The organism is Phormidesmis sp. 146-33, assembly GCF_052939515.1.
Genome location: NZ_JBJPHU010000062.1, coordinates 26889 through 39484 on the forward strand (window position 1 = coordinate 26889; position 12596 = coordinate 39484).

Here is a 12596-nt window from a genome sequence, read left to right on the forward strand (position 1 = left end):
CGATTTTAACCGCCAAGCAAAAAGTTTTGTCAGTTAACCAGGGTCTAAAGTCTTATTTTTCGCTGAATGTCCAGGCTTCGTTCCAGTTTTCGGGGATGCCTTGTTCGAGTAGTTGATGGATGCGATCGAGGTATAAGCTTGCGGTCTGGTCGGCGGGATTGAAAGCTAACACTTGCTCAAAATTGGATTTTGCATCGTCTAAAGCGCCCTTTCGATAACAGTCGATGCCTTGCTCAAAGGGGACTTGTGTTTGTCGCTTGAGATGTTGGACTTCCCTGGTTTCAGCGTCTAGGACTTCGTAGATGGCGATCGGCTCGTTGCGACCTTTGACGATGACGCGATCAAGAAATCGGGTTTGATAGCGATCGGAGTTGCTGAGATGGTCGAGGGTTTGCCCTGAGATCACCATCGAAACGCCGTAAAATCGGGTAAGTCCTTCTAGACGAGAGGTGAGGTTGACGGTATCCGAAAAGGCATCGCCTTGAATTCGATTGTCTTCGCCGACCATGCCTAACATCATGTGGCCGACGTGGATGCCGATGCCAACTTGGATGGGCTGATCGCCTCGATTTTGGCGCTGTTCGTTGTATTCCTGGACGCGATGCTGTTTGGCAACTCCGGCCGCTACGGCATCATCGGCCCCTTCGGGAAAAACAGCCATCATGCCATCGCCGAGAAATTTGACGATAATCCCGTAGTGATTGCGAATTTCGGGACTGACGCGCTTGAGGTAGGCGTTGACAAAGTTGAAATTTTCCTGCGGGGTCATGGTTTCTGAAATGGTGGTGAACGATCGAATGTCACTAAACATCACCGCCATTGTTTTGCTGACATAATCGCCGAGTTGCACATCGGTTACGGTTTCTTTGCGTAAAAATCGCAGATATTCGGTTGGAAAAAATCGCGCAAAGGATTGATTGAGCCGTTTTAATTCTTGCTCACGAGTGTTGATGGTTTTGACCATTTGAGTGAAGGTTTTGGCCAGTTGTCCGAGTTCGTCAGGGCGATCGCTCACATCACTCAAACTCTCCAGTTGAAAGGCATTTTGTTCGACTGCGACGGCTGCTTTGGTGAGCTTATCGACTTGTTGAATGTAGAGGGCTTGTCGCTCATTTTCTTGACGCAGCAGGGATTCGGCTTCTTGGCGCTTGAGTAGATTGTTGTAGGCTCTGGAATGGTAGCGAATCCGGGCGACTAGCTCGACGCGATCGGGCAGTTTCACTAAATAATCATTTGCGCCAAGTTCAAACGCTTGGGCTTTGATCAGCGGGTCTTCTTTACTCGACAGGACAATCAGCGGCACGTCGTAAGTGGGGGCATCGTGCGATCGCAAAAACTGCACCAGCAGCAAGCCGTCGATCTGAGGCATGACCAGATCCTGCAAAATTATGGTGGGACGGCATTTTTGGGCAACGGCGATCGTTTGTAGAGGATTGTCGCAATAGTGAAACACAATGTCATTTTCTGGAGCCAGCATTCGCTGCACCGCTTCGCTAATGATCGCTTGATCGTCAATTAAAAGAACGGTAATCGGATCACTCATAGAAACGTCAACGCGAATAGGAACGAGATAGAGTCGTTGCGATCGCTTCAGGCGTTAGGATATCGACAGCAGCCTTTAGCTCGATCGCCGCTTTGGGCATTCCATAAACCACACAGCTTTCTTTATTTTGAGCAATGGTGTACCAGCCTCGCTGTCTCAAAGCACTCAATCCGGTGGCTCCGTCGCGTCCCATTCCGGTCAGTAAAATGGCAGTGCCTTTGGTTGTCCAGTAGCGCGCCACGCTGTTAAAAAACACATCGATCGAGGGACGATAGGGATATTCAACGGGATATTGGGTGTAAGTCAGCGTTCCGTTAGACTGCAAACATAAATGATCGTTGGTGCAGGCGACGAGGATAGTCCCTCTTTCGGGGCGATCGCCCACCATTGCTTTTTTGACCGGAAGCGGCGTTTCGTGACTCAGCCAATCGATCAAACCAACCGCGAACTGTGCGTCTACATGTTGCACAATCACGATCGCGGCGGCAAGATTTATTGGCAAGCGAGACAAAATTGTAGCGAGGGCTTTGGGCCCACCTGTTGAGGCTCCGATCGCAATCAAAGCGGAAGTCGATCGTACCTGAGAAGAAATGGGCGCAAAATCAGATTTGTCGATCAGCTTCTCGATTGTGGCAATTTTATGTAGGAGTGTCTGAGCGGCTTCGGGGGGTTCTTGGCTGCCCAAAATTGGCGTATTCACCGCATCGAGTGCGCCCTGCCCCATCGCCTCAAACACTTTGGCGGAGCTTTGTTGCACATTAGCAGTCACAATCAGAATGGCACAGGGCGATCGCTGCATAATTTGACGAGTCGCTTCCACGCCATCCATTTCAGGCATGATCAGATCCATCAAAATCAAGTCAGGACGGTCTTTGGCGCATTGAGCCACCGCTTCTATTCCTGTTTTGGCAATCCAAGCGATCTGATGTGGAGCCTTTAACAAAACTCGCCGCAGCGCTTCGATCGCGATCACCGTATCGTTAACAATTGCGATTCTCATGATGGTTGTCCGATCAGATCGACGACTGCTTGAATCAAGGTATCGTCATGAAAACTACTCTTGGTTAAATAGTAATCTGCTCCGGCATCTAATCCTTGAAGTCGATCGTCTTCGCGATCTCGATAAGAAACGACAATCACGGGAATCGATCGCAGTCGAGAATGGGCTTTGATCTGTTTGATTAGCTCGATTCCATTCATTCTAGGCATATCAATATCGCTGATAACTAAATTGTAAGTGTGACTGCGAACAGCATTCCAGCCTTCCATGCCATCGACGGCGACATCAACTTGATAACCCCGATTTTCGAGTAGTTTGCGTTCAACTTCGCGCACGGTGATTGAGTCATCGACAACTAGAATTTTTTTGCGTCCAACGGTTGTGGTCTTTTGGCGAGGGGTGACTTGTCCCGCTTCGAGCAGAATGTTGGTCGATCGCACTAAATCAGAAACATCTAAAATCAAGACTAGCGATCCGTCACCCATCAAGGCCGCCGCGCTGACATCTTGCACTTTCCCCAGGCGGGCATCCAGTGGACGAACGACTAGTTCTTGTTCTCCGAGACAGCGATCGACGATCAATCCATAAGTCGCTGACTGTTGGCTGATCAGGACGACCCACAGTGTATTAGAAGGAGCAATCGCAGGTAAATTGAGAACTTGAGCCAGGGACACTAAGCCGACGTTTTTATCATTGAAGGTGAAGTATTGGCGGTTTTCGGCAACGGAGATTGAAGTGCGATCGAGTTCTACAATGCAATCAATCCGAGACAAGGGAAACGCATAGAATTCGCCAGCAATCTCGACGAGCAGCGTCCGCACAACTGAGAGCGTCAAGGGGAGTTGAAAATGAAAGCTAGTTCCCTTTCCTAGATGAGAAGTCGCCCGAACCGTTCCGCCAACTTCTTGAGCCATTGTTTTGGCAATATCTAATCCGACTCCGCGCCCGGAGAGTTCCGTTACTTGTTTGGACAATGAAAACCCTGGTAAAAACAGAAACTCCATCAGTTCTGCATCGCTCATCTGACGGGCAACTTCTGGCGGGGCAAGATTGCGACGAATCACCTGCTGAAGAATTTGACGCGAATCAATCCCTCTGCCATCGTCAGACACCGTAATCGCCAGTAGGCCACCCCGATGAAAGGCTTCGAGTTGAATAGTGCCTTCGGGAGGCTTTTGGGCTGAGATTCGGGCTTCGGGTGATTCTAATCCGTGGTCGATCGCATTCCGTAAAATGTGAGTCAGGGGCGCTTCTAGCTGTTTGAGAATGTCGCGATCGACTACAGTGGATTCGCCCAAGACATTTAGTTTTACTTGTTTGCCAAGCTGACGAGCCAGGTCGCGCACCATACGAGGAAAGCCCTGCACCCCATCGACAAAGGGCCGCATCTGCGATCGAATCACTTCGCGATAGAGACGATCAGACAAGTTATCAGTGCGACGAATATAGTCTTCGAGTTCTCCAATGCGATTGTTTAATAGGTCTCGACAATCTTGTTCTTGACGACGAGAGCGATCGAGCAACGGTTCATTAACGTCGTCGTTTAAAGTCTTTTGTTGAAGTGCTTCGAGGGTTTTAGACAAGGCAGCTTGACGCGATTTTAATTGTAGAAGCGAGTCTGCAAAAGGTTGTAGCCAATTTGCTGCAATCATCGATTCTCCAGCGAGTCCGACAATCCGATTCAGGTTTTCTGCACTTACCCGCACAACTCGATCGCGCACCGCATTGTTATCGTCGGACTGATCGGACTGTTCTAGAACATTGGGAGTAGTAGAATTATTGTCGTTGTCTAAGCGATCGGGCGATTGTAGAACAGTAGACTGTGGAACATTGAATTGTAGAACATTGAGAGTAGTCGGAACGGCTTCAATCTGTTGAACTTCGACCTGTTGAACAATGGGCGCAGAGTGAACTTCGGTGGCATTAAGTGCTGATCGAACGGCTGCAAATTCAGCATTGTGTTGTTCGAGCCATTGAGGAAGTTGGGCTTCGGGCGTTTGACTGAGTGTTTGCAGCAAATCAACTCCGCGAAACAGGATATCGATCTGATCGGGCGTTAGCGTCAAGGCTTGACTCTGAGCCGCTACAAAACAATCTTCCATATCGTGTGCCAACTCAACGGCAGCATTCAAACCTACAATCCGAGCCGCCCCCTTGATCGAATGGGCAGACCGCATCAGAGCTTCGAGTTCTTGAGTTGAATCAGGTTGAGCTTCGAGCGCAATCAAACCATTGTTCAGTCGAGTGGCTTGTTCCTCTACTTCTTGCCGAAACAACTCCATTAAGGACGCATCACTCAGAATGGGCGCAACTCCTTGCGGGTAATTTGAAGAGCTTGCTGGCTCAGGTTGAGGTTCACTAGAAGTTGTACTAGGCGGCGGCAGGACTGTTGTAGAAGCTGGAAAAGATTGTTCAGCCGGATGAGGTAGGTTGAGTTCGATCGCACTTTGAGCGCGCACAAAATCTTCGGTGTGTCGAAATAGCCATTGAGTCATCTCAGTATCCTCAATTTGGCTGACTTCTTCCAACAAATTGCTGGCATATAGTAGAAAATCCAGCTTTGCAGAATTTAATTGCACTGAATGATTTTGGGCTGCGATCAAACTAGCTTTCATGGTTTCGGCTAAGTGAGCAACTATATCGAGTTCGACCAGGTAGGCTGCTGCTGCGATCGTGTGTAATGCTCTGATCACAACATCAAGTTGGCTATTTGTCGGGTGTTGTTGGAGTGCGGTTAGACCCTGTTTTAGACCTTCAACTTGAGTTTTTGTTTCTTGACGAAACACATCGCGCATTGAATAATCGCCCATCACACTAGCCCCCGATCGAGCCGATCAATTAACCGTTCGGCATCCAGATAGCTTACAGGTTGATTGTTCCATTCCAAAATGCCCTGAGTGTAAGTGTTGGCTCTGGTAATCACGATCGGCGCTTCTCGAATCTCACTTAAGGGAGCGCGATAAATTCCCTCTACTTCTGCAATTGGAAACACCCACTTGCGATGGTCAACGCCGACAACGAGCATTCGTTCTGCATCAGGACGGACTTCACTCGCTGCTTCTAAGCCCAAAAACTGCTGCAAAGAGGCACACAGTAGAATCTCACCTCGAATGCTCACCAGCCCCAAAAAAACCTCATTACTTCGATGGGGCAGCGTATGAATAGCAGTCGGATGAATGACTTCCTGGAGCAATCGCACCGAAAAAGCAAACTGCTCCTCACCCAGCCGAAACACAATCAGCGACAACGTTTCTTCATTCGACTTGAGACGATCAACCGTCGATTCAGCCGCAATTGTTTGAGTAGATTGGGCAATGTCTGCGATCACAACCTCCCGTTCGAGTAAGCTGCGTCCAGCCGTCGAGTACACCGAACAGTTGCGACAATGTAAAACGGTGGCTAGTCGATCGCACGATCGGTCACCTTCCACACCCATGTGATTCCAACAGTCGATCGTGCTTGTTGAATCCTGTGGAACCATCATCACACTACACCTTAAATTGAGAAATTTCACGCTGTAAGCCTTGTGCAGCATCGTCCAACTGAGTCAGAGCGTAATTGGTTTCCTGAAGTGATTGAACTGTTTGCTGAGAGGCTTCGCTGAGTTGAGCGATCGCGGTACTAATCTGTTCTGCGCCTCGATATTGCTCATCCATACTTTGGCTAACTACCTCAAACCGGGGCGCTAACCCTTGAACATCGGTAATAAAATTGGCGATCTGAGTGCTGACAGTGCCGACTTCTTCAACATATTGACCCACCTCTTGACGAAATTTGTCTACCTCCATGACGCTAGTAGAAACAGATGACTGCATCTCTTTAACCATCTGCTCAATTTCTAACGTGGACACCGCAGATTGATCCGCTAGTCGGCGAATTTCTCGCGCGACGACCGCAAATCCGGCTCCGTATTCTCCAGCTTTCTCGGCTTCGATCGCCGCATTCAGTGAAAGTAAATTAGTCTGAGCCGCCACTTTTGTAATAGTTGTCACCACGTTGTTAATGTTATTCGCCTTGTCGTTCATCACGTTTAACTTGGATGAGATCGAATTAGTTGAATACACTAATCGCTGCATTGCAGATTGGATTTTATCTAGATTCGTTTGACTGTTGGAAGCACTGAGGGTCGTGTTTTGTGCCGTTTTTGCCACATCATCCATGGACTTGGCTAAATCCCCTGAAGTCATGGCAATTTGTCGAGCGGTTGCATTCACTTCATTCATAGAGGCAAACTGTTCGTTAACCGTCGCTTCTAGTTGTCGCCCGGCGGCAGCGATTTGTGTTGTAGAGGTACTAATTTGGATGCCCGATCGCTGTGCTTGAGCAATTAAAGCATTCAGGCTATTTGTCATGTTTTGAAACGCGGTGAGCAGTTGTCCGATTTCAGTGTCATCTTGATGCGCGGCAATTGATTGTGTCAAATCTCCATCTGCGACCTGTTGCGCCACTTTAGAAACCCGATCAATTGGTCGAGTAATCTGACGGTTCAAAATCACGCCAATTAACGTCAGCAGCATAATTCCTACAGGAATGCCGTAAAGCAAGCTATTCAAAGTTCGACGAGCCGAATTGTCTGCGGACTGGGATCGCGTTCGTAATAACCCTTGTTCTTCTGCTTTCATCCGGCCGGTCAGATCGCGAATTTGATCCATTAATTGCTTGCCCTGGCCCGATCGCACGACTTGCAAAGCAGCATTGCTACCTCTCGTTTGTCGCAGTTGAATAGTCGTCTCTAGTTCGGATAGTTTTTGGGTAACCACAGGCTCCAGTGTTTGAAGATAGGCCTGTTGATTAGGGTTGTCTTTAATCAATGCTCGAATGCTTTGGAGCCGATTTTGAATGTTCGATCGGGCCTGATTGTAGGGAGCCAAATAGCGAGTTTCATTGGTCAACAAATAGCCCCGCTGTCCGGTTTCGGCATCTCTGACCATCGACAAAATTGCTTCTAGCTCACTCAACACCTGATAAGTATGTTCTTCTTGACGAGCGGCTGATATAAGCTCCTGAGTTCCGCGAAAGGCAACTAGCCCGATCGTTGCAAAAACGGTCAAGCCCAATGCAAATCCGACTCCAATTTTAGTTCCAATATTCCAGCGATTTAACATTCACCAACCTGCTCACCAAGATTGAATTTTAGGATATCGTTCTTTTTCAAAAAATAAATCCATCGTAAGGCAGCAAATCACGCTAAATTCTCATTTCAGACCCCGCTTTAACCAAATAAACTCTTGTCTCTCAATTAAAATAAATACTACAAGATTATGGATTAAGAATTCGTTGGATTCTTGCCCTCAAAAGTATTGCCGTTGACGTATCTCCCTGTTGTTCTTTTAACAAGGCTAAATGAATGAGTGCTTCATAGAAACTTGAATTTAGATACAACGCTCTTTGAAACGATCGCTCTGCTCGTTCCAGGTCATTGAGTTCTTGATAGATCTCACCTAACAAAAGGTGGGCGTGAGCATTGCTGCGATCGTGGCTTAAACAAGCTTCGGCAAGATTAGCAGCCTCAATCAGTTGTCCGCGATCGGCGAGTCTTTTTGCTTGATCAAGCGCTGAAATAGGCGGCGGGACTGGCAGTTTTGCAGCGGGTTGCGGGGCAATGTTTGGGGTCGGCTTTTCACTAATTTGGGCAGGTTGAAACGTGGCTAGATTTTGTTTTTGATAGGCAAAGGCAGACGGATAACGCATCGACACATAGGATTTTGCAGTAATTTGAGAAGTCTCGGCAGCACCCACAAACAACAACCCTGACTGCATCAAAGCTCGGTCTAAGCGTTCAAGAACTTGATTTCGGGCAGTTTGATCGAGATAAATTAGCAAATTTCGACAAAAGACAATGTGATACTGATGTAGCAATAAGGCAGAATCTAAAAGATTTCCTTGTCTAAAATGAACGGTCTCTCGCACCCACGATCGCACGTCAACTCCGTCTTTAACTGCTTGAAAATAGCGCTGATTGATAGAATACTCGCCTCGAAAAGATTTTTTAGAATAAGTCGCGCGGTTTGCTTTTTGTAAGGCTTGTTGGCTAATGTCGATCGCATCAATCTGAAACTGAGCGGCTGTGAGTCCTGATTCAAACAGGGTGATCGCGATCGAGTAAGGTTCTTCTCCAGTCGAGCAGGGCACTGATAAAACTCGTAATAAGGGCCGCTTCCCTGAAGTTTGAACAAGTTGAGTTTTAACAAACTGACTGAGACAAACAAAAGGCGCTTGGTCGCGAAAAAACCACGTCTCTGGCACTACTACTGCTTCGATCAAGGCTTCAACTTCCTGGGGCGAGGTCTGTAAACGATACCAATAAGCTGTTAGATCGGACAATCCACACAGGGTTCGGCGCTGGTTGATTGATCGAGCGATCGTGTTTGACCCGATACTTGCGGCATCTAATCCAATCTTTTGCCTCAGCATCGTTTCAATTTTAGTTTCAATGCTGGTTTGTGACATTAGCTTGTACGTTCTCTCCAGCAATCAAAAAAGTGTGTTGAACTTCAGAAATAAGTGTTTCCCAATAAAATCGTTGAATCATTCTATTTCCATTGATCAAAATTTCACCCAAATAGGGCGCATGATGAAGCGGCTCGATCGGGCTAAGTTCCGTATCCGCCTGAGACAACGTTTCTGTGACTCGTTCGGCTAACAATCCCAGCAGACGATCGCGCTGATCTTTGACCATCATGATTCGGGTACTGTAACGCGATCGACAGGGCGTATCGACTATCAAGCTGCTTAGATCGATCACAGGCACGATCGAGCCGCGATAATTAAACACACCTGCCACATGGGAAGGCACCCGATCCAGCTTTCTCAAAGTGACGATCGCAATCACCTCGATCACTTGAGCACTGTCGATCGCGTACAGGTTTTCCCCAGCTTGAAACAGCAGCATGAGCATTGTTTTTACCGCCTTTAGAATCGTTCTGAACCTAGGCGGTTTTGAACTGATTTGAAACCTATCTCAGGACTGAAATTTAGAGAAATTACTTCCATAAACTTCTATCACTGAATCCAATTCTACTTGCTAATGCTAACCCTTCTCGAAGCTGCACTCTTTTGATGCCCTCTAACCTCCCTTAAGATCCATGCACTTCACAAAAAGCTGGAGTGAGCTTCAAAAATCAAGTCCAGAATTCTACTCGCTGTTTTGCAAACAATTTGGTTCACCGTTACCAATGTTTATATCTAAAGAAGGATTTTGTTGTCATCAGCATGATTCAGAAGTAGATTTTGCGGTACGGTATGGATGTACTCGCTACTACTAGCAGCGTTTTCAGCAAGTTACAGTCAGCCAACCACTCTAATCGTGACTACTACCGGACGTTCTAAACACAGCGAAAATCGATTGTTTTTGAACATGGTTGCGGGTGGGACAATGGGACTCCTGACCGTAGTCGCGAGCGCCTCGTTTGGGACGGTAATTTTTTCGGGCGATCTGGCGAATGCACTCCCGTTTGGTCTGGGATTGTTGCTGTTTAGCTCAATGATTATTAGCGCGATCGTTGCTTCGTTAAGTTCTTATCCCAGCGTCGTTGCCACCGTTTCAGATACCTCGATTCCTGTGTTGGGTCTGGTCGCTCGTCAGATTGTAGATTTGATGCCGGGTGCGGCGATCGAAGCCAAGTTGCTGACGGTGGGGGCGGCGATTGTGTTGAATTCGGTCGTGGGTGGCGCGGTGTTGATGGCGCTGGGTCAGTTCAAATTGGGGGGCTTGATTCGCTTTATTCCTTACCCAGTTGTAGGTGGCTTTCTGGCGGGGACAGGCGTTTTACTGATACAGGGTGCTTTTAATTCGCTCAATGGCGTAGATTATGACCATCTGACGTTTTCTATGTTTTTGCAGCCCACTGTGTTGTTTCAGTGGTTGCCAGCGATTTTATTTGCGACGGCGATGTTTCTATTGCCCAGATTTATTGAGCATTTTCTACTACTTCCTGGAATTATTGCAGTTGCGATCGCGCTCTTCTACTTCGGACTGGCTCTCACGGGAACCACGATCGAACAGGCAAATGCTCAACAATGGTTACTAGGTACAATTCCCTCTGGTCAACTGTTTCGCTTCAACACAATTTCGACGATTCAATCGGCAAACTGGGGCGTTGTCTTTCAGCAGATTCCCAGTCTGGCGGCGCTGTGGCTGATTGAGTCGCTCTCTCTCCTGCTAAATGCAAACGGGATTGAACTGCTGGCAGGACGAGACTTTGACCTCAACCGTGAACTAAAAATCGCAGGAGCCGCCGCGATCGTCTCTGGAGCAGGGGGCGGTGTGAGCGGATTTTCGAGTGTTGGAGAAACAACGCTGGCGCAAAATCTAGGTGGCACAGGGCGGCTTGTGGGCTGGCTGATTGCAGGCATTTGTATGACCATGTGTTTTGGAAACGCTGCGGTTTTATCATACTTCCCAAAGTTCATCCTGGTGGGCATTCCATTGTTGTTGGGGGTTGAATTTTTTTACGATTGGATCTATCGCGCTTGGTTCAAATTTTCTCGATCGGACTACTGCATTATTTTGCTCATCGTGTTGGTAACGGCGACAGTTGGCTATCTGCAAGGAATTAGTGTGGGACTGATTGCGGCGATCGTGCTATTTGTGATCAACTATAGTCAGCTTGCGGTCACAAAGCGCATTAGCTCTGGAGCCTACTATCACAGCAATGTCCTGAGAACACCCCAAGAACTCGACATTCTCGCCGCAGAAGGTGAACAGATTTATGTCTTAGAACTACAAGGCGTGATCTTTTTTGGCACTGCTACTAAGCTACTCAACCAGATTCGCAGTCAACTCTATTGCACTGAGGATCAGCGGACGACTGATGTCACGATCGACCCCATCCGCTATGTGATTCTAGATTTTCGTCTGGTGAGTGGTCTAGATGCGTCAGCCGTTCTGAGTTTTGCCAAACTTAAGCAGCTTGCAATGCAGCAGCAAGTTCATTTACTGTTTACACACCTATCTAAGGATGCGACTCAGCGATTAAAGCAGGGCGATTGTCTAGATGAAGCCGACCCATTGTGTCATGTGTTTGCCGATGTCGATCGCGCGTTGGAATGGTGCGAAGAACAAGTCCTCAAAACCCATCGGCTCAAACAACTTGGATCAGATTCGCCAGAAACAACCCTACATCAATACCTCAAAACGACGTTTGTTGACCCTACTCAGGTCGATCGCTTAATGTCGTACCTCAAGGTCTGTGAGTTTGCAGAAGGCGAATATTTGTTTCATCAAGGTGATCCCTTTGATGGGCTGTACTTTGTCGGATCGGGTCAGGTGAGCGTTGTTCTGGAACTAGAAAGTGAACAAACAAAACGCATTCGCACTTATACGATCGGCAATACGATCGGTGAAATGGGTCTATATCGTCAAGCCGATCGCATGGCTTCTGTGATCGCAGACAAACCCAGCACTGTTTACTTTTTATCGACCGAAGCATTCCATACGATCGAAGCCTCTGATCCTATACTTGCGTCAAACATTCATCGATTTGTCGTCAACCTACTAGCCGAGCGTCTAGAACATCGAGAACAAGAATTAAAAAATTTATTACAGTCGTCGTGAGGGGTTCTCGCTCAGATGATAAATTCGCAAAGCCCCCTAGATTTTCTACAAGTGAGAGATCCAGTCGATCACAAATTGATATTGTTTCGTTGATTGTCGGATTTCGATCCCCCTAAAGTAAACCCAACAGCTTGGAGCCAACTAGAAATATTCATTTGCGATCGACTGAATCTTCTACAGTTGAATGGTCTTTTTGTTGTGCAATTCCTCCAGGTGTATGAGTGAACCAGCCCCCAGGACAATATCGAACTTCATTAAAGACCGTTGCACTTGATAGCCCGCTAACACGCGAATCACTTGATATTCAGTGGTCAAATCGCTTGTGCCATCCCATTTGAGATAGGCTAATTGATTTGAGGCAACTTCACTCAATTGTTCAACAAACTTTTCAATACAATCTCTCACGTCTGAGAGAATGCCAGAGGGCATGAAGATTAATCGTTCTTGCAAATCCAAGGTAACGGTGACTTGGTATCGTCTCACTAACGAGCATTGCA

Annotated in this window: 9 protein-coding genes; 1 reads left to right on the forward strand and 8 read right to left on the reverse strand. The window is 47.5% G+C overall.

Annotated elements, in window-relative coordinates; all coding sequences use genetic code 11:
• Positions 1-52: 52 nt before the first annotated feature.
• The 7 genes from ACJ2PR_RS22015 to ACJ2PR_RS22045 form a co-directional block, all read right to left on the reverse strand.
• Positions 53-1543 (reverse strand): adenylate/guanylate cyclase domain-containing protein, encoded by a 1491-nt coding sequence (locus ACJ2PR_RS22015; RefSeq protein ID WP_446878551.1) that lies wholly within the window; start codon positions 1541-1543, stop codon positions 53-55.
• Between the two features lie 7 nt (positions 1544-1550).
• Complete coding sequence (gene cheB, locus ACJ2PR_RS22020) at positions 1551-2543, reverse strand: chemotaxis-specific protein-glutamate methyltransferase CheB (protein ID WP_446878552.1); 993 nt, start codon at positions 2541-2543, stop codon at positions 1551-1553.
• Positions 2540-5353 (reverse strand): hybrid sensor histidine kinase/response regulator, encoded by a 2814-nt coding sequence (locus tag ACJ2PR_RS22025; protein WP_446878553.1) that lies wholly within the window; start codon positions 5351-5353, stop codon positions 2540-2542. The genes cheB and ACJ2PR_RS22025 overlap by 4 nt, the downstream gene beginning before the upstream one ends.
• Positions 5353-6027, reverse strand: coding sequence for a chemotaxis protein CheW (locus tag ACJ2PR_RS22030; RefSeq protein ID WP_446878554.1), 675 nt, complete (start codon positions 6025-6027; stop codon positions 5353-5355). Before ACJ2PR_RS22030 ends, ACJ2PR_RS22025 begins: the two co-directional genes overlap by 1 nt.
• Positions 6028-6031: 4 nt before the next feature.
• Positions 6032-7648: a methyl-accepting chemotaxis protein gene (locus tag ACJ2PR_RS22035; RefSeq protein ID WP_446878555.1), complete on the reverse strand. Its 1617-nt coding sequence runs from the start codon at positions 7646-7648 to the stop codon at positions 6032-6034.
• Positions 7649-7802: 154 nt separating this feature from the next.
• Positions 7803-8993: a CheR family methyltransferase gene (locus ACJ2PR_RS22040; RefSeq protein ID WP_446878556.1), complete on the reverse strand. Its 1191-nt coding sequence runs from the start codon at positions 8991-8993 to the stop codon at positions 7803-7805.
• Positions 8974-9441 (reverse strand): chemotaxis protein CheW, encoded by a 468-nt coding sequence (locus tag ACJ2PR_RS22045; RefSeq protein ID WP_446878557.1) that lies wholly within the window; start codon positions 9439-9441, stop codon positions 8974-8976. Before ACJ2PR_RS22045 ends, ACJ2PR_RS22040 begins: the two co-directional genes overlap by 20 nt.
• A 408-nt stretch (positions 9442-9849) precedes the next feature.
• On the opposite strand from ACJ2PR_RS22045, the gene ACJ2PR_RS22050 reads away from it, so the two are divergent.
• Positions 9850-12099 carry an SLC26A/SulP transporter family protein gene (locus tag ACJ2PR_RS22050; protein WP_446878558.1) on the forward strand — a complete coding sequence of 750 codons (2250 nt, stop codon included), beginning with the start codon at positions 9850-9852 and terminating at the stop codon, positions 12097-12099.
• A 174-nt stretch (positions 12100-12273) separates the two neighbouring features.
• On the opposite strand, the gene ACJ2PR_RS22055 is transcribed toward ACJ2PR_RS22050, so the two are convergent.
• On the reverse strand, positions 12274-12596 hold a 323-nt coding region (locus ACJ2PR_RS22055; protein ID WP_446878559.1), incomplete at its 5' end, for a hypothetical protein.

Bases quoted from the DNA above. Each gene is read 5' to 3' on its own strand.
- ACJ2PR_RS22015 (WP_446878551.1), bottom strand. From the start codon at position 1,543: ATGAGTGATCCGATTACCGTTCTTTTAATTGACGATCAAGCGATCATT.
- cheB (WP_446878552.1), bottom strand. From the start codon at position 2,543: ATGAGAATCGCAATTGTTAACGATACGGTGATCGCGATCGAAGCGCTG.
- ACJ2PR_RS22025 (WP_446878553.1), bottom strand. From the start codon at position 5,353: ATGGGCGATTATTCAATGCGCGATGTGTTTCGTCAAGAAACAAAAACT.
- ACJ2PR_RS22030 (WP_446878554.1), bottom strand. From the start codon at position 6,027: ATGATGGTTCCACAGGATTCAACAAGCACGATCGACTGTTGGAATCAC.
- ACJ2PR_RS22035 (WP_446878555.1), bottom strand. From the start codon at position 7,648: ATGTTAAATCGCTGGAATATTGGAACTAAAATTGGAGTCGGATTTGCA.
- ACJ2PR_RS22040 (WP_446878556.1), bottom strand. From the start codon at position 8,993: ATGTCACAAACCAGCATTGAAACTAAAATTGAAACGATGCTGAGGCAA.
- ACJ2PR_RS22045 (WP_446878557.1), bottom strand. From the start codon at position 9,441: ATGCTCATGCTGCTGTTTCAAGCTGGGGAAAACCTGTACGCGATCGAC.